This window comes from Rhizobium sp. FKY42 (assembly GCF_005222835.1).
GTDB lineage: Bacteria > Pseudomonadota > Alphaproteobacteria > Rhizobiales > Rhizobiaceae > Neorhizobium.
The window spans coordinates 447930-474138 of sequence record NZ_STGA01000029.1 but is presented as its reverse complement, the minus strand read 5'-3'; the positions used below and the strand labels follow the sequence as shown (position 1 = coordinate 474138).

Below are 26209 nucleotides of genomic sequence, written 5' to 3'. Positions count from 1 at the left end.
ATAAGTCCAGGAGACCGGCTCAGGCGGGCCAGTATCGACCCGAAAGGGCAGGTGGGCCTTCCGTCAGAACCTCGCCTCGCTCGACCAGATCTTCCAGATGCGCCAGAACCGAAAGCGCGGCTGCACCGTGCAGCCGCTTGTCTGTCTTGGCGTAGATCGCGTCCACCATCGCAGCGATCGTCCGGTCGCCGTTTCGGATACGCTCCAGCACGGCGCGTTCGCGCATCCGCCGGTGCGTGCGCAAGGCCCGCAGGAAGGAAGCAGGCTCCGCAATCGGGCCGCCATGGCCAGGAAAATAGATCCGGTCGCCCGTGCGCTCCATCATCTTGTCGACCGACGCCATGAAATCGCTCATGGAGCCATCCGGCGGCGCCACAATGGTGGTCGCCCAGGCCATGACGTGATCTGCGGAGAAAACAATGCCGGTTTCCTCCAGCGAAAAGGCTGAGTGGTTTGCCGTGTGTCCGGGTGTATGGATGGCGCGCAGCGCAAAGCCATCGGCCTCGATCACGCCGCCATCGGCAAGCACGATGTCCGGCATGAATTCCATGTCGGAACTTTCGGCAAACGGGTTCGTCTCACCCTCGTGCAGTGGGCGGGCTGCCCTGTGCGGGCCTTCCGCGACCGTCAGCGCTCCGGTCTCCGCCTGAAGGCGACGGGCAAGCGGCGAATGGTCGCGATGGGTGTGGCTGATGAAGATGTGGCTGACCGTCTTGCCCTTCAGCGCTCGCATCAGCGCCTCGAAATGCGCATCACTCTCCGGGCCGGGATCGAGTACGGCGACCGTCTTGCCCTGGCCGATGATGTAGGAATTCGTGCCATGGAAGGTGAAGGGCGATGGATTGTTGCAGGTCAGCCGCCAGACCCCTTCCGCCACCGGTACGGCATGCCCGTGCGAGGCCTCGAAATCGAGGGTAAAAGCGGGGCCGGGCAGATCTGCGGCCATGTCCATTCCTTGCAATATTCAATCTGATCAGGTGCATGTGGACGCATTCGACCAAAATGTCAAAAAAGAGATCGAAGCTGATTGCGGTAAGGCATGAGCTTTGCTAAACGCAATCCCCGACGCAACTGGTGCTTCGCCCGAAGCAACAAGGCCAGTGCTGTTGGGGCGTAGCCAAGCGGTAAGGCAGCGGTTTTTGGTACCGCCATCCCCTGGTTCGAATCCAGGCGCCCCAGCCACAGTCTCACTCTCTCGCCTGAGCCACACCACACACTCAATGCCGGTGGCCTTCGTCATCCTGGTAGAGCAGTTCGTCGAGAATCATGCGGATCGAATCGGGACCGCCATTCAGGGCATAATGGGATTGCTGCGCTTCGTCTGTCACGACGAAGACATGCGGTATTGCGCGTAGCGTCAGGAGTTCGGAAAGATCGAACAGATAGCTCGCCTGCAGCTTGATATCCAGAAGGGCGCCCGCATAGCGCTGGTTTGCGGCTTCCTCGATGGGCGGATAATCGCTTCGCACAATCAGTTCGCACCCTTCCCGTTGCCAGGCCTGCCGGATCTCCGGCGTCACGACATCAGGGCGAACAAAGAGTGCGATCTGGTATCCGGTCATTCCCTGCCTTTGCTGCACGGGTGCAAAACGAATGACGAGCGTCAAGGTTCGCAGCCGGTGACCATTCTATCCTATATTGGCTGAGGATGAGGCAAATCAATCTGATAAGAATCAATCTGCCCTCCGAAATTCGATCTCTTTCGCCGCGTCATTCAGCACGGAAAAAATTCACCTGCCCGGCGAGTTTTCGCTTGCACCTCTAGTGGCTAGAGGTCGCAGACTGTCTTCATCGAAAGGAAAAACAGTCATGGATAATGCGGTGAAGACGAGATTCAGGGTGGATGGGATGGACTGCGCATCCTGTGCAAACAAGATTGATACAGCGGTGCGGCGGATGCCGGGCATTGCCGATGTGTCAGTTTCCGTCACCACCGGCACGATGACCATCCTCCACGACGGGACGACCGATCTTGATGCCATCGGGCAAAAACTCTCCGGCCTTGGCTATCCCGCGCGCGAGGTGAAATCAGCGCAGGAGGCGAGCACGTCTACCGCCGGGCATCGGCATGGTCCCGACTGCAATCATGAACATCACTCCGGTCACGACCATGGACCTCACGGACACGATCACGCTCATACCCATGGTGATCAGGATGCGGCGGTTGGGGAGGGGCTGCACGGTCATGATCACGGACCTGCGGAAGGTCCTTGGTGGAAGAGCCGCAAAGGCAGGCTCACCATCGTCTCCGGCGCGGCCCTTGCCGCCGCCTATGCGCTCGGCCATCTCGTTCCTGCCATCGAAACCTATGCCTTTATCGCGGCATTGCTGGTCGGCCTTCTGCCGATTGGCCGCCGCGCCGTGATGGCGGCGCTTGCCGGAACGCCTTTCTCGATCGAAATGCTGATGACGATCGCGGCCCTTGGCGCGCTTTTCATCAACGCGACGGAAGAGGCCGCCGCCGTGGTGTTTCTCTTTCTCGTCGGCGAATTGCTGGAAGGCGTGGCAGCAGGCAGGGCACGCGAAAGCATTCGTTCGCTGAGCGCGCTGGTGCCCAAGACTGCCGTTCTGGAAGAGGGCGGCAAGACACGTGAGGTTGCCGCCAATTCCCTTGCCGTCGGCTCGGTCATTCTCGTGCGTCCGGGTGATCGGATTTCTGCGGATGGCGTCATTCTGTCCGGGGATGCGACGATCGATGAAGCGCCTGTGACGGGCGAGAGCGTTCCGGTGCGCAAGGCGGCGGGAGATCCGGTGTTTGCGGGCACCATCAATGGGGATGCGGCGCTGCGCATCCGCGTGACGGCGCAGGCCGAAGACAATACGATTGCGCGTGTAGTTCGTCTGGTGGAAGAGGCGCAGGAATCGAAGGCGCCGACAGAGCGCTTTATCGACAGCTTCTCCCGATATTATACCCCGGCTGTCGTGCTGGTGGCGGCTCTGGTCGCAGTCATTCCGCCGCTCCTCGCGGGCGCAGACTGGAACGAATGGATCTACAAGGGGCTGGCAATCCTGCTGATCGGCTGCCCATGCGCGCTGGTCATCTCCACACCCGCTGCCATTGCCGCAGCCCTGTCATCCGGTGCGCGCCGTGGTCTGCTGATGAAGGGTGGCGCCGTTCTGGAAGGCCTCGGCAAGTTGACGGCCATCGCCTTCGACAAGACCGGAACGCTGACCCAAGGAAAGCCGGTCGTTACGGATATCCTGCCCTTCGGCAAGACCGGCTACGAGGTATTGGCCCTTTCGGCGGCATTGGAAGTGGGGTCAAGTCATCCGCTGGCTCTGGCAATTCTCGAAAGGGCGAAGGAGGATGCGGTAGAGATTCCTTCTGCGACCGAGCTTCGGGCGCTGGGCGGCAAGGGCGTGAGCGCCCTCATCGACGGGGTGGAGGTCTTCCTCGGCTCCCCCAAATCTGCCGCCGAGCGCGTAAACCTGCCTCTTGCGCATTCAAGAGCGATTGCCGCGCTGAATGATGACGGCAAGACGGTCTCGGTGCTTCTGGTGGGAAATCTCCTGGCTGGCGCAATTGCCATGCGGGATGAGCCCCGCGCCGATGCTGTCGCGGGTCTCGAAAGCCTTAAACAAGCGGGCATCAAGACCGTTATGCTGACCGGCGACAACCGGCGGACTGCGGGCGCCATCGCCGCGAGGCTCGGCATCGAGGTGCATGCCGAACTGATGCCGGAAGACAAGCAGCGGATCGTGCGGGAACTGCAATCGCAGGGCTTTATCACCGGCAAGATTGGTGATGGCATCAATGATGCACCGGCGCTTGCCGCTGCCGATATCGGCATTGCCATGGGCGGGGCTACGGACGTGGCGCTGGAAACCGCCGATGCCGCCGTTCTTCACGGGCGCGTGGGCGATATTGCCCTGATGATTGAGTTGTCACGGCGCACGATGAAGAACATCGTCCAGAACATCACGATTGCGCTAGGGCTGAAGGCGGTCTTCCTTGTCACCACGATCATCGGTATCACCGGTCTGTGGCCGGCGATTCTCGCTGATACGGGAGCAACCGTGCTGGTTACAATGAATGCCCTGCGCCTGCTGCGCCCAATTCGTTGAGAGAAGTGATGCTGAGAAAGATCGTTTTTGGAGCAATCCTCGTGCTGGTGGCGCTGTCTGTTGTCTTCAGCATCGTCGGTGTGCTGGCCGTCTGGAACCCGGCTGAACATTGGGGATAACCTCGCGCGATAGTGAAATTATGTTTGAAATATTTATAATATATCAGATTAGGAGGTAGGAATTTAATCAATATCGTGAAGTGCCTTGCCGAAGCATACCCCTTTTTTCTCAGTAACCCAGAAGATGCTGGATTCCTGGATAACCACCGACGCAGACAATCCGTTGGAGCCAGATTACATCTATCGGCATGTCCTTGAAATGCTGTCGATCAAGATGCGCCTGACGGTCATCCGTCTCGTCAGTCAGGATCCTTGGGACTGGCACCTGATCCCGGTAAGGCATTCCGGCTTCACCTCCAGCCTTCTTGATATCAACCACGCTTTTCGCGAGCAAAAGCTGCGGGATTTCAAGGACCGGAACTATATGGCGCAGTCCGTCATCCCCCGGTTGAAGCAAGTGGCACAAACGCAGCAGCCGGTGATCGAGCTGGTCAAGACCAAGCTCTTCGGCATCAATATCGGCTATGATCGGGTTCTCATTCCGCAACGAAACAGCAAAGGGCCGGAATGGATCATCTCCTCCAGCTATGGCCGCTTCATGCTGGCACAGCCCCAGAATTTCGGCGCGTTTGATCTGGATGAGGATGCCATCATTCAGCTTCTGGTGGAAGGACGCACCGCAAAGGAAATAGGTCTGCAGCTGGGCTTATCCCACCGCACGGTCGAACATCGCGCGGGTCACGCTGAAGCAGGCCGCCGCCGGTGGAGTTGAACAGCGAAACATCCGCCAGCGAGAAATCCAGCATCTGGGTTGCAAAGTCGCCCGCGCCATTGCGCGTGGTTGATGCGACAAGGCTGGCGCGTGTCACGTCCGGGTCGAAGATGTCCGAAAGATCTGTCTTCAGCCAGTTCTGGCCATTGAAACTGGCAGAATTGGCAATGCCGGTCACGGCCTGCTTCAGCTGGTCCAGCTCCTTTTGAACCTTGCCCTTGTCGACCCCATCCTGCTTGGACGCAGCGAGCTTGGCTGAAAACTCGCCCAGAATATCGATCACCGAATTGAGACCGGCATTAGGCCGTATCGATGATTGCGGCACTCAGGCCCAGCGCATCGTGCACGGCAGACAGCGACTTGTTGTCAGAGCGCATGGTGGTTGCGATCGACCAGTAGGCGGCGTTATCCGCGGCTTCGCCAATGCGCAGGCCAGAACTGATGTTCTGCTGTGTTTCGTCGAGGTGGGACGTCAGGGAACGCAGTGTCTGTAGAGCAGCAATTGCGCCAGAATTCGTCAGAATACTTACCATTTGAACCATCAATGTCGCGGAAAGCGTCACCGCAGAACGCGGGAGCGTGAGGCGCCAATATGGTTCTCAAATCGTTAATGGCGCAGTTGCAACCAGAAGGTAAAAATACGATTGCATTACTGATTTCTGAACTGCGCTCTAGGCGGTGTCGCGATCTTTCAGATTCGCTCCTGACGCTTTAACTCTTTGTTTTATCGCATGTCGTCATCGCAAAACCGCGGTACACTTTTAGCGACGACCTGCTCTAGCGACGGATCTCTTCCATCACCCGCACGATGCAGTTGCGCATGTCGCAGCGGGAGCAGCGAAAGGACCACGTCCGTGGATCGGTGCCAAAACCGTGGGTGCGGGCAAGGTCGCGCGCTTTGATCTGGCCCTTGTGGCCGCAATGACGGCAGGTCATGTGCAGCACCATCCGATGGCGGGACGCCTTGCCTAGGGTATCGATGTCTATCGTCATGTCCGCATAATCGAACATAACATGAACAGAGGCAAGGTTGCGCCATCGGATTTACGCGGCAGGTGGACGAAGCCTGTGGATGATCAATCAAGCCAGATGGGATTGGTCCAGGCCTGACGATCATGCTCGTCCATCACCACAACGCGGCACCAATCGCCCGCAAAGCGCTTCAGCGAAAGCCGTCCTTGCGTCAGCGGTGCTGCCTCGGACTGCTCCAGGTATTCGGCGCGCGAACCGCGACCGACCACGGAAATTCCGCGCACTGCCGAACACTCGACGACGATCTCGCCTCCTTCGACAGCAACAGAATGAAGAATGGGGCCGCGAGACGAGTAATAGTCGCCGCGCTTCATGGCGGCGAGAAGGGCTTGCGGAGTATTGGCTTCGGCCTTCACCATCATCCAGCCGCCCATCCAGTCTTTGATCTTGAAATGCGCGTCATCGGCGGCATAGCCGGAGAGCCGGTAACCTTCGCTGAGAAGCGCATCCAGCAGCGCCGTGCCGTCGCCACGGTCGCATTCGCGCGCGCAACCCGTGTTCCAGATTTCCACGCTGTGAGCGATATTTGCCATCGAGCGTCCATCCTCGATCGACAGACCGGACCATTGCGGATGGGCGATGCCGAGAAAGGCCCCGGCCTCCACGGCGCGACGCGCAAGGTTCACCGCATCTTCGTTCTCGCCAAGAGGCGGAAAATCGAGCGGCAGTCCACAGGCAAGCAGGTGCCAGATTTCGCCATGGCTATTGGCAGGCGCGTGGATTTCGGCACCGAAGATCGTGGTGAAGGTGTCCGTACGGTAGGGCGTGGTATCGACGATTGGAAAATCGAAGTGAGGCACGAAATGATCGGAGAGGCACAGGAAATCATAGCCTCCCTCCCGATAGGCCCGGCAGACCTCCTCAGGAGAGCGCACACCGTCGGAGCGTGTGGAATGCGTATGGATATTGCCGCGATAGAAATGTCCGGGCGCTGCGAATGCGGTGATGAGGGTCATCCTGTCCTCCGAATCAGATGCTGATCCAATTCATAGCGGAATTTGATGACTTCAAACCGCCCGGATCACGAACCGGGGAAAATTCCGGCAGGCCGCCGACCGCCTGCCGGACGTGTACCTTAATCGGCCGTCAGCAGTTCCGTGCAGTAGCTGGGGCCCTTGGCGCCTGGGCGATCGGACGTGATCGTGATGGAGCTGATACGGTATTCGGAGTCGGCGCGAATGGTCGCGCTGCAGCTGACGCTGATAGAACGGCCCTTCTCGTCCTTGATGCGATTGAAGCCGCCGCGCCAGTTGTAGATGGTCTGCGAACCTTCCGAAGAATCGCTGTAGGGCGGTGCGTAGCGGGCAAAGAACGAACCGGCCGATTTGCCGACCCAGCGCGCCTCGATGGGGTTCGAGACGGGACCGACCGTGGTGCATCCGGAAACGACGCCGGCAACGAGTGCCAACGCAACCAAGCGATAATTCATAATATCCTGACCCTTCGAAAGATTGCCGTCCCAGTGGCCTGGGCTCCGCAATGAAATTCAGCAGCCCGAGCGCTTGCGCGCGCGCCTTACCTTGCGCGGACTAGCAGATTTTTCATCAGCATCGTAAGCGCGATCCCGCACCGCCCACAAAAATCCTCGTGAAAGTGCGATTTCTGCCACGCCAATTGCAGCAGGCCTGAAATCAGGACTTCCCGTACCCTTGGACCTGTATTCAAGCCACTGCTATCTAAAAACTTGCGAGAATAAAAAGGTACGGATACTCTGGCCACCAGAGAAAACCCGACTGTCCATGGTGCACTGCGTCTAAACAACGGTCACAGTGCCCGGGGTGCAGATCAGCAAGATTGTCAGGCCCTGGCCGTCGGATGTTTCGGGCACATATCTGGAATGCAATACAGGTGAACGATTGAAACGCGGTAGATCCGAACGGACCACCCTCCTGGACGTCGCAACACGCGCAGGTGTCAGCCCGATCACCGTCTCGCGGGTTCTGCGAGAGCCTGAAAAAGTATCAGAACAGCTGCGGGGACGAATCCTGGGGCTGATCGAGGATATGGGTTACGTGCCGGATCAGGCAGCGCGGGCGCTGGCCAGCCGGCATAATTCTACTTTCGGCGTGTTGGTCTCATCGCTCACGAACCCGGCTTTCGTCAGGTTCATGCAAGGGGTCGAGGAGCGTGTTCGCGAAACGAATTTTCGCGTGCAATACGCCAATACGCATCTCTGCCTTCAGGAGGAAAGCCGTCAGGTCAAGCTGTTGCTGTCGCAGAACACGGCCGGAATGATCCTTGCCGGGCTGGAAGGGGTTGATCAGGTCAGGACGCTGCTGAAAAACGCAGCCTGTCCGGTCGTGCAGGTCGTCGACATTCACCTTCAGACAGGTGGAACGTCCATTGCCATCGATCATGCAAGCGCGGCGGCGGCGGCAACCCGCCATCTCTTGAACTGTGGCTATCGGAAGGTCGCGATTTTCGGCCCGGTTGGAGACGAAAGGGGCAGGCGGCGTCTGGCGGGATACAGCAAAGTCATGCAGGAAGCCGGTCTCTATGACGAAGATCTCGTTTGCCATTCGGGACCTGCAACCGGAGCCCAGATCGGGGCAGAACTTCTGCGAATCACCCTGCAGCGTCATCCGGATCTCGACGCCGTGTTTTGCCAGATGGACGACCTTGCGCTTGGCGTATTGTTCGAAGCCCAGCGTATTGGCAAAAGCGTGCCGAATGATTTCGGCATCTGCGGCTATAACGATCTCGATTTTGCAACGATGATGGAGCCGCCGCTGACCACAATCAAGGTTCCGCTCTTCGATATGGGATATCGTGCCGCGGATATGGTGATCCGCGGTGTCGTCGGCAACATGCCACGCGAAACCATGGTCGATCTCGGTTTCCGGCTGATGAAGCGGGGCACGACGAGAACGCTATGATGCGCGATTGGAGCCTGGGGCGGCGCACAGAGAGAATTGCCTTCTCGCAAAATCAGTTAGTCAAAATCAGTCAGTAATTTTGCCGATAGCTATCGGCAGGCTGTCGACGTCGCGAAACAACTCATCAATGAGTTTGGTTCCAGAGGGCGAACTGTCGGGCGTTCCAACCCAGGATGCGTCAAGTTCCTGCCAGGTAACATTTCTGAGATCAACTGGGCGCGACAGTGTTTGCCAGAGGGTTGATTGATGGCACGGTTTCGCCGTTATGATGACGTACGATGGTTTTAACGATTCCAGCTGGGGATTCTGCCCCAAATCAATGTTCAGTGTATATTTGGGCATGCGCTTTTCACCCCTCTGATCGAGCCTACGCAGTCGGTCGGAGAGTACGTCGACGGGCGGCGTCTGTCTTGCGTTCAGCTCCACCGATTGGCTTTTTTGTGCCGGATTTCAACCTTGGTTGATGAAACGCCTTTGGCAGCAAAGCCATCGTGATCTGGGCAGAATGAGCAGAAGGCCGGTCTCTCAGCGAAACCGGCCTTCTTTTCGGTTATTCCAGCGTTTCGAAAATCTCGTTCGAACGCTGGCCGCTGATGCGGCGGATATCCACGTCATCACGGCGCGCGGCGAAAGCCTCGCTCGCCATCAACTCTTCCGCCAGATCAGCCGGCAGCGACAGGAGAACACGCTCGCCTTCGCGGTGAATGCCGCCAAGATCGGAGCGCTTTGCCGTCACCATGCCGCCCGCAACCGTATTGTTGGTATCCGGATCGATCAGGATGAAGGCGCCCGTTGCGCGGTTTTGTTCATAGGCGTCGAAAATCGCCTGCTCATCAAAGCTCAGGCGCACCTTGCCGATGGCGTTCATGGCCAGCGTTTCCGCATGCGGCTTCCACTTGCCGCTGGAAAGCTCAAGCTGGGAAACCGGCTGTACGACAACACGCTGACGGCGCGAACCTGCCTTCAGCCAGTAGCGCTTGCCGGGTTCGATGCCGCCGGGCTGCAGGGCGACGAGCTGTGCATCAAAGCCGAGGCCGGTCATCGGCTGGCCATCCAGCGAAACGATCATGTCGCCGCGCGAGACATCCACCTGCCGGTCGAGAACCAATGTGATCGCATCGCCCGCAACGGCGGCATTGCGCACCAGATCGAAGGTGACGATCTGCTTGACGTTTGCCACCATGCCCGACGGCAGGATGGCAACGGAATCGCCCGGCTTGATCGAGCCGCCCGCAACGGTACCCTGATAGCCGCGGAAGCTTTCGCCAGGGCGCGATACGCGTTGGACGGGCAGGCGGAAACCCCCGGCTGTTGCTGTGCGAATTGTCGCCAGTTCCAGCGCCTGCACAAGCGTCGGACCGTCATACCACGGCATGATGGTGCCTGCGCCATAGACAACGTTTTCACCCTTGAGGGCCGACATCGGGATCGCCGTGATCTGGCGCACACCAAGCGACAGGGCCAGTTCCTTGAACTCGTGCGAGATACGGTCGAACACAGACTTGTCGTAGGAGACGAGGTCGAATTTGTTCACGGCCAGAACAAACTGCTTGATGCCCATCAGCGAGGCGATGGTTGCATGGCGGCGCGTCTGTTCCAGAAGGCCTGCACGGGCGTCGACCAGCAAAACGGCGAGGTCCGCAGTGGAGGCGCCGGTTGCCATGTTGCGGGTATATTGTTCGTGGCCGGGCGTATCGGCGACGATAAAGGACCGGCGATCGGTCGAGAAGTAGCGATAGGCAACATCGATGGTGATGCCCTGTTCGCGTTCGGCCTGAAGACCATCCAGCAGCAGCGCGAAATCGGGCAGGCCGAGATCGTTCTGCTTACCACTATCGCGCGAGAGGGCAGCGGCCTGATCTTCCTTGACCGCCTTGGTATCCCAGAGCAGACGGCCGATCAGCGTGGATTTTCCGTCATCCACGGACCCGCAGGTGATGAGGCGAAGGGGTCGGCTATCCCTCACTGCCTTCGCGGCCTCTGCTTCTGGCAGTTCCTGAACTTCGGCGAGAGCGGCTGTGTTTGCGGGAGCAGTCATCTCAGAAATATCCTTCACGCTTCTTCTTTTCCATCGATCCGGCCTGGTCGCGGTCGATGGCGCGACCCTGGCGTTCGGAGACGGTGGCGATTTCAAGTTCGGCAATCACTTCGTCCAGCGTGGTCGCGGTAGAGCGAATGCCCCCCGTCAGCGGCCAGCAGCCCAGCGTGCGGAAGCGCAGCATGCCTTCCTGGATCTGCTCGCCCTGCAGCGGCTGGAAACGCGGATCTTCCGCCCACATCAGCATGCCGTCACGCTCCACGAACTTGCGGTTCTTGGCATAATACAGCGGCGGCAGCGGAATGTTTTCCGCCTGGATATAGCGCCAGATGTCCACTTCCGTCCAGTTGGACAGCGGGAAGGCGCGCACGCTTTCACCGCGACGAATATTGCCGTTGTAGATGTTCCAGAGTTCCGGGCGCTGGTTGCGCGGATCCCACTTATGGTCCGGCGTGCGGAAGGAATAGATGCGCTCCTTGGCGCGGGAGGCTTCCTCGTCGCGGCGTGCGCCGCCAAAGGCTGCATCATACTTCCCAGCGTCCAGCGCCTGGCGCAGGGCTTCGGTCTTCATGACGTCCGTATGGTATGCGGAACCGTGGCTGAACGGGCCGATGCCCTCTTCCTGACCGCGCGGATTGGTGTAGACGACCAGATCGAGATCGAAGCGCTCTGCCATCTCGTCACGGAAGGCAATCATTTCCGGAAATTTCCAGCCGGTGTCGATGTGCAGAAGCGGGAAGGGCACGCGACCGGGGAAGAAGGCCTTGCGGGCGAGATGCAGCAGAACGGAGGAATCCTTGCCGATCGAGTAAAGCATCACCGGGTTTTCGAACTCGGCCGCCACTTCGCGGAAAATATGGATGGCCTCGTTTTCCAGTGCCTTGAGATGCGGATCGAGCGGCGGCTTGGTGACGGGATCCTTCAGATGCGGATCGAATTCCGATGTGTGCTTGTGCATGTGGTCTCGGCTTTCCTACCGGTTGCTCCGGCTGTGCGTCTTTGAATGGTCGATAGGCTGTTCGGCGGCTTGCCGGCTGCCCTTCATTGCGTGTTCGGGAAAATCAGGCTGGCTGGGGAATGGAGCTTGCCGCTTCGTGAACGTGAAGGCCGCATTCGCGCTTCTCGTCGTTTTCCCACCACCAGCGACCGGCACGCTCCGGCTCGCCGGGCTTTATGGCGCGGGTACAGGGTTCGCAGCCAATGGAAGGATAGCCGCGCGCATGCAGCGGGTTCACAGGCACGGCCTCACGCTCCACATAGGCGTTGATCTGGTCAAGAGACCAATCTGCCAGCGGATTGATCTTCAGCAGGTTGCGGTCCGCGTCATACTCCGCGAAAGGCGTCGTTGCGCGATTGCCCGACTGGCCACGGCGAAGGCCGGTGATCCAGATCTCAGCGCCTTCCAGAGCCTTGGCCAGGGGCTTCAGCTTGCGCACATGACAGCAGGCGTGACGTGCCTCGACACTTTCATAGAAACCGTTCAGACCATACTTCGCCGCATAGGCATCGATATCGTCCTGCTCCGGCACATAGCGCTTGATGGACAGATAGAACCGCTCTTCCGTTTCGGCAATCAGAGCAACTGTTTCGGCAAAAAGACGGCCTGTCTCCAGCGTAGAGACCTCGATCGGCAGTCGCGCCAGACCAATGGCAGCAGTGATGACCTGATCCTCGATGCCGAGGCTCGTTGTAAAAACGGCATTGCCCAGCCGCGCTGCAAGCGCCAGCCGGTCTGTGAGATCAAGCTCCGCCAACTGTGCATCCAGTTGAGCGGCCTGACCCGAGAAATCTGTCTGTTCCATGAAAACTGTCCAATTCTGATAGATATCATTATGGCGGCTTTCAGCGGAAACTGCGAGCAATGCCCTTCCTGTTCGCAGCGTGCCCAGAGCAAATGAGTCTCTCAGTCGGCGCTTGACGAAAAAATCCGCTCCCACTCTCGCAGAAACGCGCAGTGGTTCCAAAACGTCCACCACTCCCGATGAAGCCATTTGTATTTTGCATTTGGTTGCGTTACTGGATGCCGCCCGCAAAAATACGGTTTTGACTTTGAGCATCGCCTGTACAGCTGCGGTTCAGGCATCTCCATTCATAGTGTCGCTGATGATTTCCCAGAAGGCCAAATACGCATTACGCGCACTGACTGCCCTTGCCCAGGCGGATGGGCAGCGTCCTCTGCTGATCAGTGAAATCGCAGTGCAGCAGGCCATTCCGAAGAAGTTTCTCGAACAGATCCTGCTGGAACTGAAGCGGAGCGGCATTGTGGAAAGCCGCCGCGGCAAGCTTGGCGGATACCTGCTGCAGCGCACTGCCAATGAAATCACCTTCGGCGAAGTGTTGCGGCTGATCGACGGGCCGATTGCGCCCTTGCCCTGCCTCTCGCTGACAGCCTATCGGGCTTGCGAAGATTGCGATGGCGAAAAACAATGCGAAATCCGGCATGTCTTCGCCCGCGTTGCCGATGCCAGCCGCGATGTTCTGTTCTCCACCACGATTGCCGATGCAGTCAGCGGCACACGCAACACATCGGAAACGCTCGCCTCGCTGGAAGATGTCTGAGTTCAAGTAAACTTAGATTTCGTCAAGACTGAGCACGAATAGAAGAGATTTTCTTCACCTCTCCGAAACCGTACCGTTTATGCCTTCCTTCACGCGTCCGTGAGATAAGCTTCACGCTATACAGGGCATCTATTCTTGGCTTTCTCAGAATTGTTGGAAAACTCTCGTGGATCACATGGCCGCTGATCATCTGGCGATCACACCCCGTCCTGACGATAGGCACATGGCGCCCGGTTGGCAGGTGCTGTGGGCGAGGCGTCTCCGTCATGTTTGGTACGGTCCGGTTGTCGGTTTCATGGCGACGCTGGCATTGACCATGGGGCTTTTCGTTTATCTCTTCCTGGATGAGAGCCTCATGATGCTGCCCATGTGGTCCGGATCGAATGTCGATCCCGAAACCGGTGTGACCTTCTCCTTTACCCTCCTTGCCGGAGCCTGGGCTGGCCGGCGCGGTCTGCATTCTTTTCGCCTGCTTCAGCCAAGGGCCGTGCGGCAGGATCTCGATCAGGCAGAACGCATTCTGCAGGAGACCGGCAGCGCCACGGCAGCATTGGTGCGGCTTGGCGACAAGCAGGTGCTGTTCTCCGAAAGCGGGCGTGCTTTCATCATGTATGCCCGTCAGGGACGCTCGCAGGTCGCGCTGTTCGATCCTGTGGGGCCGCGTGATGAATGGGCGGGCCTCGTTCGGGATTTCATGGCAGGCGCGCGCGCTGCCCGATGCCGTCCTGTGTTCTACCAGGTATCGCCGCACTTCCTGCCGGTTGCCATTGAAGCGGGGATGACAGCTCACAAGCTTGGCGAGCAGGCCATCGTCGATCTTCAGCATTTCGATCTCAAGGGCGGGCAGTGGATGAAGCTCCGCCGGTCCGTCAACCGCGCGGAACGCGATGGCCTGACGTTCGAGTTCCTCCCCACCGAGCGCGTGCCGGACGTGCTGGCGGAACTGCGCAGAGTGTCGGATGCCTGGTTGACCGCTCACAATGCTGCGGAGAAAGGTTTCTCGCTCGGTACGTTCCGGGAGGATTATGTTTGCCGTTCGCCGGTTGCCTTGATCCGACAGGAAGGGCGAATCGTTGCCTTTGCCTCAATCCCGACCGCCACAGCAGAGCAGGATGCGTTTATCGATCTGATGCGCCACATTCCGGGCACGCATCGCGGTCTGATGGATCTCCTGTTCGTGCGCATCATGGAACATCTGAAGGCGGATGGCTTCCGGACCCTCAATCTGGGCATGGCGCCGCTTGCGGGCCTATCGACCCACAGCTGCGCTCCTCTGTGGCACCAACTCTGCCGTTTCATCTACGAGACCGGAGAACGCTTCTACAACTTCAAGGGCGTCCAGACCTTCAAGACCAAATTCGATCCGGATTGGCAACCGCGATATCTTGTGGTTTCGGGGCGCAGCCTGCCGCTCTCCTCCATCTATGATGTGACGCTCCTGATTGGAGGGGGGTTGAAGGGCATTCTACGCAAGTCGCGCTAACCAGTTCGCACAGATCTGCTAACTAAGCCTATTGCGCATGCCATAGCAGAGCGCGCGAGGCTGTCTGCATCAAGGGCTACTCAGTGGTCAGTCAGTGGCCTATCAGTTGCCCATCCGCGATCCAATCGGAAGAGTCCGATTGTCAGCCGCCGACGCCTTCTTTGGCGAAGACGTCGGCGACAAGCGAAGCAGGGACTTCACCTGTTTGAACGCTCTAGCTGCGGCCAGCCAAGCGTAAGGTTTCGAGGAAGGCCAATCCTTCCTCGAAAATGCACAGACCGGTTCTTGAATTGCTTGCTTCTGTTACGGCGGGGACCGTAAAGAAAACCAAATCTGCTGTCGATGCTTCAAATGATATTGCAAGTAATAATTCTAAAAATTCTTGTAATAAATTGCCTGGGCGCAATATGATGCCCAAGATGAAAACAAATCGATCACTTATTCATTTGCTTTAATTTGCCAGCTCCTGTTTGCTGGCAAGGGGAAACTAGAGCTCCAGACCGCGCGTGTCCAGTTAAAAAATGCACGCACCGATATTTAATTTATGAGAAATACAACCTTTTCTCATAGCCGGTGTCGTGCGGTTTTCGCGTTGCCCGCGCCTTCTTGCGTCTTGCCTTCAAAAGAAAGGAGGCCTGTCGTTGACAACAGGCCTCAGTCCGAAGTGTCGGATCAATCCGGTCAGACGAGAAAGATCGATATGATCGGGAACGCTGTCAGTAGGATGATGCGAAGGAGATCCGCGGTGACAAAGGGAACGATACCCCGATAGGTGTCGCGCACCGGCACTTCTCTCGACATGGCCGATATGATGAACAGGTTGAGGCCCACCGGCGGGGTGATCATGCCGATCTCCGCCACCATCAGCACCAGAATCCCGAACCAGATGGCAAAGTGTTCAGGGCTCATGCCGAAGTCCATGGCTGTCACGATCGGGAAGAAGATCGGGATCGTCAGGACGATCATGGACAGGCTATCCATGATGCAGCCGAAGATGATGTAGAGCACGAGGATGATGATCAGCACCGTCATGGGCGCAAAGCCCTGCGCGGTCACCCATTCCGCGCCAACCTGCGGCAGTCGGGAAAAGGCGAGGAACGAGTTGAAGACGGTTGCGCCCAGCACGATGAAGAAGATCATGCCCGTAGAAACGGCTGTTTCCTTGAAGCATGCGGTGAGTGATTTGCGGTCAAGCCCACCGTTTTTCCAGGCAACCAGTCCCGTTCCGGCGGCACCGACTGCAGCTGCCTGTGTGGGTGTGAACCAGCCGAGATAGATGCCGCCAACAACGAGGAAGAAGATCAGCACCACCGGCCATACGGCAATCAGCGCCGGAATGCGATCGGCCCAGGGCAGGCGAGGGGCCTGACCGGCGCTTTCCGGCTTCAGTCGCACATAGATGGCTATGACCGTCAGATAGGAAAGCGCGGCAATGATGCCGGGTACGAAAGCGGCAAGGAAGAGCTTGGCGATGTTCTGTTCCGCCAGAATGGCATAGATAACCAGCACAACGGATGGCGGGATAAGGATGCCCAGCGTGCCGCCAGCGGCAAGTGTCGCGGTTGAAAGGCCACCGGAATAGCCGTGACGTCGCAGTTCCGGCAGGGCGACCTGTGCCATGGTGGCAGCGGTTGCCAGAGACGAGCCGCAGATGGAGCCGAAGCCCGCACAGGCGCCGACAGCCGCCATGGCAACGCCGCCCTTGCGATGCCCGAGAAAAGCGGCAGCCGCATTGAACAGGGATTGGCTCATTCCGCCGCGCGCTGCGAATTGTCCCATGAGCAGGAATAGCGGAATGATCGATAGCGAGTAGTTGACGTTTGTCGACCAGATGACCGACTTCAGTTGCGACAGGATGGGCGTCCATTTTCCGAGCACCATCCAGGTGCCCACGACGCCACAGCCCAGCATGGCGGCGCCAATTGGCACGCGCAGGAAGATGAGAAGAATCAAAACCGGAAAGGACCAGAGGCCAATTTCAATGCCGGACATCAGTGTGCTCCCATGGCCGCAACGATTGCCTTCTTGTTACGTATGTCACGCAGGTCGGCGAGGAGGATGAAAAGACAGACGAGAACGTTGGCGATCAGAAGGATCAGCGCCGCCAGATAGCCCCACCAGATTGGCCACAGAAGCAGCGGGCTCGTTTCGCCGTTTTCCAGTTTGTCGAGAAAGCCGATGTAGTGACGCCACGTGATCAGGGCGAAAAGACCTGCGATAATGATGTCGCCAATCAGCTGCGTCACGTTCATGGCCTTCTGGCCGAAAGCGGCAATCAGCAGGTCGACGCCCACATGGCCGCGCTTCAGCTGGCAGAAGGGCAGGAAGCCGAACACCGCAAGCCCGCAGAGCAGTTCCACGACCTCGATCTCGCCCGGTATGGGGCGAATGGTCAGTGCGCCGATGATGGAAAGACCTGTCAGGGCGCACGCCGCAACGAGACACAGCCCGCCGAAGCCGACCATAACGGCAGCCAGTATGGTTACAGCTTTTTCCAGTTTCTGGAATGCGGTCCCGGAATCATGGGGTTGCATCAGAAGCCCTCAAAATTGCTTTCAGTTGAAAGGATGAAAAGAGCCCGGGCAGGAGAATTGGCTGCTCCTGCCCGGCAGTTGAGGGAGGACTATTTCGTGTTCTGCTGGATGAGCGCGACGGCGTCTTTGTAAAGACCTGTGCCGTCGAGGCCCTTCTTGTCCATCTCGGCGATCCAGTTCTTGGTCACCTTTTCGCCCTGTTCCTTCCACTTGGCGGTTTCCGCCTCGTCAAGTGTAAAGGTCGTGTTGCCGGCCTTGTCTGCAAGCGCCTTGCCTGCGATGTCACCCTGATCCATCGCCTGACCGAACTTGCGAGCCAGTTCCTTGCCAGAGTTGGCATCGATAACCTTTTTCAGTTCTGGCGTAAGCGCGTTGTAGCTGTCCTTGTTCATCGCGAAGACGAAGGCAGCCGTGTAGAGGCCCGTCTTGCCCGAGAACTGCGTGTGGTTGGGTGCAAGCTCCGCAATCTTGATCGAAGGCGTGACTTCCCACGGCACGACCGTTCCGTCGATCACGCTCTTGGAAAGCGATTCCGGCACGGCTGTCACCGGCATGCCCACGGCAGAAGCGCCCATGGCTTCCAGCATCTGGTTCACCACCTTGGAGGTGCCGCGCAGCTTCAGGCCCTTCATGTCGGCCAGAGACTTGATGGGCTTGGAGCCGATCGTGTGCAGCAGTCCCGGCCCGTGGGTGTGGACGGCCAGGACGTGATAATCCTTGAACTCGCTCTTCAGGTTCTTCTCATAGAAATCATAAAAGGCGACCGAGGTTGCCTCACCGCTCGTGACCATGAAGGGCAGCTCGAATGCTTCCGACTTCGGGAAGCGACCCGGTGTATAACCAACCAGTGTCCAGACGATATCGACCACGCCATCCTTTGCCTGATCGATGAGATCGGAGGGCTTGCCGCCCAGCTGCATGGCTGGATAGAGCTGAACCTCGATCTTGCCGCCCGAGTCTGTCTTGATCTTCTCTGCCCATGGTGCAAGCACCTTGGCCGGAATGGTGGCCTGCGGTGGCAGGAATTGATGCAACTTCAGAGTTATGTCTGCAGCCATCGCAGACAGTGCGGTCATCGAAAGCGCGGAAGCCGACAGGCCCGCGAGCATAAGTTTGCGCAACATGGTTCTCCTCCCAGAGTGGTAGCCGTCAGTGCCGCATCGTGTTTTGTGCAATACGAGTTTACAAGCTTGAGAATTGATCCCGCAGTTGCTCCTCGCCAGCCCTCCCAAGCGGCTCCTCCTGATCTTATCGTACAGGTGCCGACGTTTGCCGCAAATAAAAATTGTCGCCAATTATATAACCGTTTTGATATATTTTCACGGAAATGCTCCGGTTGCACCTTTGCCAGGATAGCAGAATGATATTCCCACTATGGCTTTCCTGGCTCAGAAAGGCAAAGGGAGCAGTGCCGTGGCTATGGAAGCCTTTGCTTACGCCTCTGTATCGTTTCAGTGTTTTCGTCTCCGCCACGGGTAGCCCGATACCGGCTAAAGTATATGCCTTTGAATATCAGCCCTGGTTGCCTGCACCGTCCGCCGTGGCATGCTATGGCTTACCTGGCCTTTGACAATTATGACGAGCAGGTTCTGGTAAATCGTTGAAGTCGTAATATAACCGGCCATGGATGCCGCGGGATCGGGCCTGCGATACAGGTTAGACGAAATGAAAACGGACCGGTCGCGGAGGCTGCGACCGGTCCGGGTCAAGGGGCTGCCTTCAGGGTTCAGGCAATCAGCCCCTTCATGGGAGCCACCGCCTGGCTGCCGGGGAAGACAGCCTCTGCAAGATGCGCGGCGCTTGCTCCAAGAAGATCGACCGCGACGCCCTTGATGACAGAGCGAAGATCGGTCGTCGGGTTCAGGTCTCTGGCTTCGAAAAGCTGTTTTTCCTTCAGGCCCGGCCAATCGGTGATCACGCGACCTCCGCGAATTGCGCCTCCCGCCAGGAAGGCGACCGTGCCGGTGCCATGGTCGGTGCCTTCCGTGCCGTTGATGCGCGCGGTCCGTCCAAATTCTGTGGCAACCACAATGGCCGTATCCTTCCAGGCCGATCCCAGTTCCTGCTGGAAGGCAAGAAGCGAATTGTCCAGCCCGCGCAAAAGCTTGGCCAGCCGTTCGGTTTCCTGCGCGTGGGTGTCCCAGCCCTCGAAGGCAAGCGCTGCAACGCGTGGACCATCTTCCTGCGCAATCAGGCGTGCTGCGCCGCGCGCCATCTGTTCCATGCCGTCCGGATCGCCCGCGCCACCCTTGGCCTTGACATCGAGGCCAGAGGCGATGCGCCCCGTTTCGATGCCTTCTTTCAGAAGCTTCGCCAAGAGCGGGTCTGTCTTACCGTAGAGGTCGGTCAGACGCGGGGCGAGATCGCCATCGGCGGCCTTCAGAATGGAAGGCGCCCAGCCCAGTACGGGTGCCTTGCCGCGAATGACCAGCGGTGCCGTGGAGCCGACTGACAGGCCGCGCACCCGCTCCGAAGGGCCTGGCGCAATGCGCTCGCCCTGCGGTAACCCTTCCAGCAAACGGTTCAGCCAGCCTGTTTCCACATGGCCGGGGGTGGAATATCCACTTTCCAGCACATCCTGCCCGTCGAAGTGAGAGCGCTCGCGATAGGCCGTGGCGCTGGCATGCACCACGGCGGCCTGCTTTGCCTGAAACATTCGTTGGAAATTTGCGAGCGAGGGGTGCAGTGCAAAAAAACCATCAAGCGGCAGGGCTGCGTTTACGCCAGCGGTGTGCATGGTCATCTGCTGGCGCAGGCCTTCGTAATCGGGGTCACCCACCGGCGGCACTGCGGTTAGTCCATCCAGCGCACCGCGCAGGATAATGGTGACGAAGCGTGGGTCTCGACCCTGCGCGGCATGCGCAAATTTCGGCATGAAAGCCCAGGCGAACAGAGCGCCGGATGCGCCAAGGATCGCGCGGCGGGTGGGGTTGAGGTTTTCGCACAGCATGATCAGCACCTCTGGAATTCGGGGGAGAGAAAGGCGATCGAAAGCCCTTGCGGCCGCGTTTCGGCGCGGGATACCGCCTGCAGCGTCTCTGCTGTCAGCAGCGGACCGAGCCGGTCTGCGGCAAAGGCGCGTGGATCGATCGAACTGTGCGCCTGCCGCGCAAACAGGTTGGCTGCGTCGATTCGGGTGGCAAGCCCTTCCGAAGAAGCCCAGCCATCGATGACGTCCGAAAAGCCATTCGGTCCGGAAGGATCCCAGAGCGGTTGCCCCAGTGCTTTCAGGGTGGAGAGGATCTGCTGCGGCTTGGGCTTGATGCCCGTGCTGCGCAGAAGCGCCGTCACATATTGCAGCGGCGGGCGCATCTTTTTCATCTGCGGAGCCCACGCCTCGTCCGCGTTCAGCATCGCCTTGTAGACGGCAGAGAGGTTGCCCTGCGATTTGGTGTAGGCCGCCGTCATCTTGCTCACGAGAGAGGGTGGCGGGTCATCCGCAATGAAGTGGCGGGCAAGCTTGAATGCCAGATGCCGCGCGGTCGCCGGATGGCGCGAAAGATCGCGCAGCACCGCGCGGCCCTGTTCCATGCCTCCTTCCGGATAGGTAATGCCCATCACCGTATGGTCGCCTGGCTCATGTGCCTTGGCGTTGAAGGTGAAGGCACCCTGCGGCCCCGGCTTCTTTTCATCGCGGTACACCGCCCAGCCAGTAATGATCTTGGCGAAGGAGGTGACATCGGCTTGGCTATAGCCGGTGCCGACGCCGAGTGTGTGCAGTTCCAGAATCTCGCGTGCGAGGTTCTCGTTGAGGCCCCGCTTGCCATTCTTGTTGGCGGGCGAATTGGGTCCGATGGACTGGCGATTGTCGAGGAAGACCAGCATGGCCGGATGCGTCTCCACCGCCGTCAGCAGATCCTCGAAGCGCCCGAAGATGTGCGGGCGGATTGCCTCCCGTTCAAAGGCACCGGCTGAAATATGGAGTTCGCCATTCTTTCCCGTTGCGATGGCGAAGTGATTGGCCCAGAACATCGCCAGCCTTTCGCCAAAACCGATCAGCGGCTGGTGGATCGTACCGTTGAAACGGGCGTCGGCCTCTGCCAGCAGGATCTGCTGCGGCAGATAGGGGCGCTTGGAAGGTGCGGCATCCGGCCTGTTGTCCTTGCCGTTCGGGGCCATCGGGCCGCCCATGCTGCTGCCAGCCATGCCGTCTTTCATGTCGGCTGGTTTGCCGCCATCGGGTGCCATGGCCGTGGCGGCCATCGCACTGGCTGCATTGGCGGGGGCAAGGGGGCGCTCGCGCTCTGCCTTTACCTCGGCCTGAAAGTCGTAGAGGGAAACCAGCAGATCCTGCGTCGAGCGAAGGTTGCCGCCCACCGGGTGCGGCACCGCCTGCTCCGTCACCTCCTGCAAAAGCAGGTCACGCGGATCGTCCTTGATTGCAGAAATGCTGCCTTCCTGTGCGCCGAGGCCAAAACGCCAGAGCGTCAGTGCCGCTTCCAGATCCTTTGAAAGGCCGGGATTATTTGCCATGGCCGATACGAACTCCGTTTCGTCATCGGCTCTTCAACGGAGGTGCTTTCGAAAATCCGTCGGTTCGAACTTGTGATTATTTCGCGGCAGGCGGTCGCGGTGCCTCACGCTGCACCAGACCATCGGCCAGACGTCGACGCTCATCCAGGGACAGACCTGCGGCGAAAGAAACGGCCCGCTCTTCTGTCGCGGCGCGAACCGCAAACTCTGCCTCCCGCGCCCGCTTCAAAGCATCGCGAAGGGCGCTTGCATCGAGATCCGGCTTGCCCATCAGGGCTGCAGCCTCCACGCGCGCCTGCCTCGCCTCCAGCGAAACGGACCGCACATCCCGGCGTGCTTCGGCCAGCGCCTTCTGCAATTCGCCGCGCTGCTTACCCGGCAGTTGCTCGCCCGCCAGCGGCAGGCGGGCAGGGGCCTGTCGCGAACCGCCATAGAGGTAGAACAGAGCGCCGCCAAAGATTGCGGCAATCAGAAATGTGTTGAACGCCAGCAGCCCGATGATCAGCCTGCGATAGCCCTGCTCTGTCATTGGACCTCCTGCATATGGCTGGTGTCGCCATCCGGCTGGATGCTGCCGAATGCCGTGTCATAATCGGTCCTGATGATGGATTGGCTGGGCAGCACGATGGCAACCGTTGCCGCACCTGTCAGGCCGCCCGCAAGGCCCAGACCGACAAGACCCGCGCCGACCAGCCATCGTGTCAGGCGGTTTCGAACCGTAAGCCGCTGTTGCCCGCCTTCCAGAATGCGGCCTACCAATGCTGCATCCGGCGGAGCAACGCGATAGGTCGAAAGCAGAGCTTTCAGATCCTCATCAAGGTTGTGTGTTTCAGGCATTGTCGTCATCTCCCAGCAGGATGGTTTGCAATGCCCGCTTGCCGCGCGCAAGCAGGCTTTCCAGCGCATCGACGCTGATTTTCAGAACATCGGCTGCCTCGCGGTTCGACATGTCCTGATAATAGACCAGAATAATGGCTTCCCGCTGCCGGGGGGCAAGGCTTTGTAAGGCGCGCTCTACCCGCAAAGCATTGCTTTCCGCCGCCATCAGGCCCGCATCTGGAAGTGGCCCGGTGTCGATCTGCTCCGGCAGGGCATCCGTCAGCACCTCGCGCTTCCTGCGAAGCCGGTCGTAACACAGGTTCAGCGCCACGCGATGCGCCCAGGTATCGAACTTTGCACCGCCCTGCCGCCACGTTCCGGCATGCTTCCAGATGCGCAGAAAGGTTTCCTGCGCCACATCCTCCGCCTCGGTCCTGTCACCCAGCATGCGCTGTGCAAGCGCCAGAAGACGCGGCAGCTTGGCCGACACCATGTCCCGCATGGCGGATGGCTCGCCCAGCGCCACGCGTCGCACCAGTTCTGCATCGGGATCAAGGTTCATGGCTTGCCGCTATCGCTGACGCGCCTATCGCTGCGCCATGTCGATGATGCTGGCAAAATGATTCAGGTTCAATGGCATGCGGATCAATGTTCTCCCGGCAGATGACACGATTCAGGTTCGTTTTGAGCCTTGAACGGGCGGGAAAGGCAGATCCGTCGGTCGGGGTTGAAACGGAATCTCAAAGCGGATATATCATATATCAATAACCGATATCGGGTGAAACATGCGTACGCTTGTTGACATTGAAGACAAGGCCATCTCGGCTCTGGATCGCATCGCGAGGGACGAGAATGTCTCCCGAAGCGCTCTCATCCGTGAGGCGGTGGCGGATCTTCTCAAAAAGCGCCACAGTTCCGATATGCAGGATGCCTTTGGCCTGTGGTCCAAGTCGTCTGCCTGTCAGGATGGCGTAGAGTATCAGCGATTGCTACGGGAGGAATGGTGAAAGCGCTTTTCGACACCAATATCCTGATTGACTATTTGAACGGTATCGACGCTGCGCGGAGCGAGATGGGTCTTTATCGTCAGCGCGCCATCAGCATGGTTTCATGGATGGAGGTCATGGTTGGCACCGCCGATGAGCATCGGCAGGCGACGGAATCATTTCTGGCCAGCTTTCAGTTGGTCGACATCGATAAGCCCGTGGCGGAGGAAGCCGTACGCCTGCGCCGGCAGCATCGTCTCAAGCTTCCGGACGCCATTGTTTGGGCGAGCGCCCGTGTGGGTGATTGCCTGCTGGTGACACGAGACGCCAAGGATCTTCCTGCCGACGATCCCGGCGTGCGCATTCCTTATCGCCTGTAATGTCCTACCGGTCGCTCACCTGCCAGTTCGGGCTTACCCACGGTTCCTGATTGCTGCGGGGCAGGGGGGCGCGGCCCAAAATATGATCGGCCGCCTTTTCGCCGGTCATGATCGAAGGCGCGTTGAGGTTGCCATAGGTCACATGCGGGAAGATGGAACTATCCGCCACGCGAAGACCTTCGACGCCGATGACCTTCGTCGTCGGGTCCACCACGGCCATCGGGTCGCTTGCACGGCCCATTTTGGCTGTGCCGCAGGGGTGGTAGGCACCTTCCAGATGCTCGCGCAGGAAGGCGTCGATTTCGTCGTCGCTCTGGACTTTGGCGCCCGGCTGGATCTCGCTGTCCACGTATGGCGCGAAGGCCGGTTGCGAGAAGATCTCGCGTGTGATCCGCACGGCATGGCGGAACTTCACCCAGTCTTCCGGATCGCTCATATAGTTGAAGCGCAGCACCGGCGCGTCCTTCATGTCCGGCGAGCGCAGCGTCACCGAGCCGCGCGACTTTGACATATTATAGCCCACATGGGCCTGGAATCCGTGGCCTTCCGCCGCTGATTTCCCGTCATAGGATACGGCGATCGGCAGGAAGTGATATTGAATATCTGGCCACTTCACGCCTGCAGCAGACCGGATGAAGGCCGCCGCCTCGAACTGGTTTGAGGTGCCGAGCCCCGTCTTGAAGAACAGCCACTGCGCGCCGACGACACCCTTCCAGAACCAGTTGTTCTTTGAATGCAGCGTGATCGGCAGCTTCGATTTGAACTGGTGGTAATATTCCAGATGATCCTGCAGGTTCTGGCCAACGCCCGGACGATCCGCCACCACCTCGATGCCCATCTCGTTGAGATGCGCCGCTGGACCGACACCCGACAGCATCAGGATCTTTGGGGAGTTGAAGGCCGATGCCGCAACAATGACCTCGCGGTTCGCACGCACCACCTCGATGCGACCATCGATCTCTACTTCAACGCCGACCGCCTTAAGGCCCTCGAACACCACGCGCCGTGCATAGCAGCGAATGAGGCGGCAGTTCGGGCGCTTCAGCGCAGGCTTCAGATAGGCATTGGCGGCAGACCAGCGGCGACCGGCCCAGCTCGTCTGCTCCATCAGGCCAAAGCCTTCCTGTTGGCGTCCGTTGTAATCTTCCGTCACCGGAAAACCGGCCTGGCGACCGGCCTCGATGAAAGCGCGGTAGAGCGGGTTTTTCATCTCGCCACGGCGCACATGCAAGGGGCCGTCCGTGCCGCGCCAGCCGTCCTCGCCGCCGTGGGAATGCTCCATGCGCTTGAAGTAGGGCAGCACATCGGCATAGGCCCAGCCTGTCGCGCCCATCTCGTCCCAGCGGTTGAAGTCTTCCGCATGCCCGCGCACATAGACCATGCCGTTGATGGAGGAGGAGCCGCCGATCACCTTGCCGCGTGGCGCAATCATGCGGCGATTGTTGAGATGCGGCTCTGGCTCGGAGAGATAGCCCCAGTTATAGCGGTCCATGTTCATGGGAAAGGCAAGCGCCGCCGGCATCTGTACGAACGGCCCGATGTCGGAGCCGCCGAATTCCAGCACGATGACGGTGTGCTTACCATCCTCCGAAAGGCGGTAAGCCATGGCAGACCCCGCCGAGCCGGAACCGATGATGACGAAATCTGCGTTGTTCATGGCGTGATCCGCTTAGACTACTTTAAGGCTGGTTGAGGATTTTCAATTTTGGGTGGCGGTAGCCCATTGATTTGCCATTCGCCTTCCGCTTGTTTGGTAACCTAGGGATGCTTTTTTAAGGTGTTTTATGAGTTCAAAAAGATTTGAGGAGCGGCTGACAGCGAAGCTGAGGGACACTGAACAGAAACGCGTCGCGCAGGACATCGAACGCCAAAATAATGCTCTACCTGCGGAGGGCAGCTTCTGGGTTGTCTGGCGAGAAGTCAGGCAATCGTCGCAGCGTGTATTGAGACGCAGACTTATTATCAGTATGCTGGTGCTAGCGCATATCCTGGTGGTCGGCTTTTTATTGGATCTTCAACTTCATCCATATCGCATCATTTCCATCCTTGATCTGATCTTTCTCTCGGGTTTAGTTGTATGGTTGACAGCTGTTCTCTTGAGATTTCCTTGGCGTTAATTGCATCTGAGCTTGC

At 58.9% G+C, this 26209-nt stretch carries 26 protein-coding genes and 1 tRNA gene; 7 read left to right on the top strand and 20 right to left on the bottom strand.

Annotated features, from left to right (window positions below):
- Window positions 1–19: 19 nt before the first annotated feature.
- Complete coding sequence (locus E8M78_RS13135; protein WP_137135915.1) at window positions 20–934, bottom strand: MBL fold metallo-hydrolase; 915 nt, start codon at window positions 932–934, stop codon at window positions 20–22.
- 173 nt (window positions 935–1107) lie between these two features.
- Here E8M78_RS13135 and E8M78_RS13130 point away from each other — a divergent pair.
- Window positions 1108–1182, top strand: a tRNA-Gln gene (locus E8M78_RS13130).
- Window positions 1183–1217: 35 nt separating this feature from the next.
- Here the strand turns inward: E8M78_RS13130 and E8M78_RS13125 are convergent.
- On the bottom strand, window positions 1218–1562 hold the full coding sequence (locus tag E8M78_RS13125) for a hypothetical protein (RefSeq protein ID WP_137135452.1): 345 nt from the start codon (window positions 1560–1562) through the stop codon (window positions 1218–1220).
- Window positions 1563–1809: 247 nt separating this feature from the next.
- Between E8M78_RS13125 and E8M78_RS13120 the strand changes: the two genes are divergently transcribed.
- A complete protein-coding gene (locus E8M78_RS13120) occupies window positions 1810–4065 on the top strand; it encodes a heavy metal translocating P-type ATPase (RefSeq protein WP_137135451.1) in 2256 nt (751 codons plus the stop codon).
- 709 nt (window positions 4066–4774) lie between these two features.
- Here E8M78_RS13120 and E8M78_RS24045 read toward each other — a convergent pair.
- The 5 genes from E8M78_RS24045 to E8M78_RS13095 form a co-directional block, all read right to left on the bottom strand.
- Window positions 4775–5179, bottom strand: coding sequence for a hypothetical protein (locus E8M78_RS24045; RefSeq protein ID WP_281405065.1), 405 nt, complete (start codon window positions 5177–5179; stop codon window positions 4775–4777).
- A 16-nt stretch (window positions 5180–5195) separates the two neighbouring features.
- Window positions 5196–5429 (bottom strand): hypothetical protein, encoded by a 234-nt coding sequence (locus E8M78_RS23815; protein ID WP_281405064.1) that lies wholly within the window; start codon window positions 5427–5429, stop codon window positions 5196–5198.
- 244 nt (window positions 5430–5673) lie between these two features.
- Complete coding sequence (locus E8M78_RS13105; RefSeq protein ID WP_137135448.1) at window positions 5674–5889, bottom strand: hypothetical protein; 216 nt, start codon at window positions 5887–5889, stop codon at window positions 5674–5676.
- A gap of 83 nt (window positions 5890–5972) precedes the next feature.
- Window positions 5973–6884, bottom strand: a complete 912-nt coding sequence (locus tag E8M78_RS13100) for a CehA/McbA family metallohydrolase (RefSeq protein WP_137135447.1) — start codon at window positions 6882–6884, stop codon at window positions 5973–5975.
- A 119-nt stretch (window positions 6885–7003) separates the two neighbouring features.
- A complete protein-coding gene (locus E8M78_RS13095; protein ID WP_137135446.1) occupies window positions 7004–7357 on the bottom strand; it encodes a hypothetical protein in 354 nt (117 codons plus the stop codon).
- A 427-nt stretch (window positions 7358–7784) separates the two neighbouring features.
- Between E8M78_RS13095 and E8M78_RS13090 the strand changes: the two genes are divergently transcribed.
- A complete protein-coding gene (locus E8M78_RS13090) occupies window positions 7785–8804 on the top strand; it encodes a LacI family DNA-binding transcriptional regulator (protein WP_137135445.1) in 1020 nt (339 codons plus the stop codon).
- Window positions 8805–8870: 66 nt separating this feature from the next.
- Here E8M78_RS13090 and E8M78_RS13085 read toward each other — a convergent pair whose 3' ends face one another.
- From E8M78_RS13085 to E8M78_RS13070, 4 genes are all read right to left on the bottom strand, one after another.
- Entirely contained in the window at window positions 8871–9146 is a 276-nt protein-coding gene (locus tag E8M78_RS13085) for a hypothetical protein (protein ID WP_137135444.1), read from the bottom strand.
- Window positions 9147–9354: 208 nt separating this feature from the next.
- Window positions 9355–10842: a sulfate adenylyltransferase subunit CysN gene (gene cysN, locus E8M78_RS13080; protein WP_137135443.1), complete on the bottom strand. Its 1488-nt coding sequence runs from the start codon at window positions 10840–10842 to the stop codon at window positions 9355–9357.
- Between the two features lies 1 nt (window position 10843).
- Window positions 10844–11800 (bottom strand): sulfate adenylyltransferase subunit CysD, encoded by a 957-nt coding sequence (gene cysD / locus E8M78_RS13075; protein WP_137135442.1) that lies wholly within the window; start codon window positions 11798–11800, stop codon window positions 10844–10846.
- Between the two features lie 103 nt (window positions 11801–11903).
- The gene (locus E8M78_RS13070) at window positions 11904–12644 is read right to left on the bottom strand and encodes a phosphoadenylyl-sulfate reductase (RefSeq protein ID WP_137135441.1); all 741 of its coding nucleotides are present in this window, start codon (window positions 12642–12644) and stop codon (window positions 11904–11906) included.
- 301 nt (window positions 12645–12945) lie between these two features.
- Here E8M78_RS13070 and E8M78_RS13065 point away from each other — a divergent pair, with 301 nt between their 5' ends.
- Window positions 12946–13401, top strand: coding sequence for an Rrf2 family transcriptional regulator (locus E8M78_RS13065; protein WP_137135440.1), 456 nt, complete (start codon window positions 12946–12948; stop codon window positions 13399–13401).
- A 175-nt stretch (window positions 13402–13576) separates the two neighbouring features.
- Window positions 13577–14884, top strand: coding sequence for a phosphatidylglycerol lysyltransferase domain-containing protein (locus tag E8M78_RS13060; protein ID WP_246658334.1), 1308 nt, complete (start codon window positions 13577–13579; stop codon window positions 14882–14884).
- Between the two features lie 681 nt (window positions 14885–15565).
- Here the strand turns inward: E8M78_RS13060 and E8M78_RS13055 are convergent.
- The 8 genes from E8M78_RS13055 to E8M78_RS13020 form a co-directional block, all read right to left on the bottom strand.
- Window positions 15566–16876, bottom strand: a complete 1311-nt coding sequence (locus tag E8M78_RS13055; RefSeq protein WP_137135439.1) for a TRAP transporter large permease — start codon at window positions 16874–16876, stop codon at window positions 15566–15568.
- Window positions 16876–17418, bottom strand: coding sequence for a TRAP transporter small permease (locus E8M78_RS13050; RefSeq protein ID WP_137135438.1), 543 nt, complete (start codon window positions 17416–17418; stop codon window positions 16876–16878). The genes E8M78_RS13055 and E8M78_RS13050 overlap by 1 nt, the downstream gene beginning before the upstream one ends.
- Window positions 17419–17507: 89 nt before the next feature.
- Entirely contained in the window at window positions 17508–18542 is a 1035-nt protein-coding gene (locus E8M78_RS13045; protein ID WP_137135437.1) for a TRAP transporter substrate-binding protein, read from the bottom strand.
- A gap of 602 nt (window positions 18543–19144) precedes the next feature.
- Window positions 19145–20368, bottom strand: a complete 1224-nt coding sequence (locus E8M78_RS13040) for a DUF1501 domain-containing protein (protein ID WP_137135436.1) — start codon at window positions 20366–20368, stop codon at window positions 19145–19147.
- A 2-nt stretch (window positions 20369–20370) separates the two neighbouring features.
- Window positions 20371–21891, bottom strand: coding sequence for a DUF1800 family protein (locus E8M78_RS13035; RefSeq protein WP_137135435.1), 1521 nt, complete (start codon window positions 21889–21891; stop codon window positions 20371–20373).
- A 76-nt stretch (window positions 21892–21967) separates the two neighbouring features.
- The gene (locus tag E8M78_RS13030; protein ID WP_137135434.1) at window positions 21968–22420 is read right to left on the bottom strand and encodes a periplasmic heavy metal sensor; all 453 of its coding nucleotides are present in this window, start codon (window positions 22418–22420) and stop codon (window positions 21968–21970) included.
- On the bottom strand, window positions 22417–22728 hold the full coding sequence (locus E8M78_RS13025) for a hypothetical protein (protein ID WP_137135433.1): 312 nt from the start codon (window positions 22726–22728) through the stop codon (window positions 22417–22419). The genes E8M78_RS13030 and E8M78_RS13025 overlap by 4 nt, the downstream gene beginning before the upstream one ends.
- Window positions 22721–23272, bottom strand: coding sequence for an RNA polymerase sigma factor (locus E8M78_RS13020; RefSeq protein WP_137135432.1), 552 nt, complete (start codon window positions 23270–23272; stop codon window positions 22721–22723). Before E8M78_RS13020 ends, E8M78_RS13025 begins: the two co-directional genes overlap by 8 nt.
- Window positions 23273–23495: 223 nt before the next feature.
- Here E8M78_RS13020 and E8M78_RS13015 point away from each other — a divergent pair, with 223 nt between their 5' ends.
- The gene (locus tag E8M78_RS13015; protein ID WP_137135431.1) at window positions 23496–23717 is read left to right on the top strand and encodes a CopG family transcriptional regulator; all 222 of its coding nucleotides are present in this window, start codon (window positions 23496–23498) and stop codon (window positions 23715–23717) included.
- On the top strand, window positions 23711–24076 hold the full coding sequence (locus E8M78_RS13010) for a type II toxin-antitoxin system VapC family toxin (protein WP_137135430.1): 366 nt from the start codon (window positions 23711–23713) through the stop codon (window positions 24074–24076). Before E8M78_RS13015 ends, E8M78_RS13010 begins: the two co-directional genes overlap by 7 nt.
- 4 nt (window positions 24077–24080) lie before the next feature.
- Here E8M78_RS13010 and betA read toward each other — a convergent pair whose 3' ends face one another.
- Complete coding sequence (gene betA, locus E8M78_RS13005; RefSeq protein WP_137135429.1) at window positions 24081–25733, bottom strand: choline dehydrogenase; 1653 nt, start codon at window positions 25731–25733, stop codon at window positions 24081–24083.
- Window positions 25734–26209 lie beyond the last annotated feature (476 nt).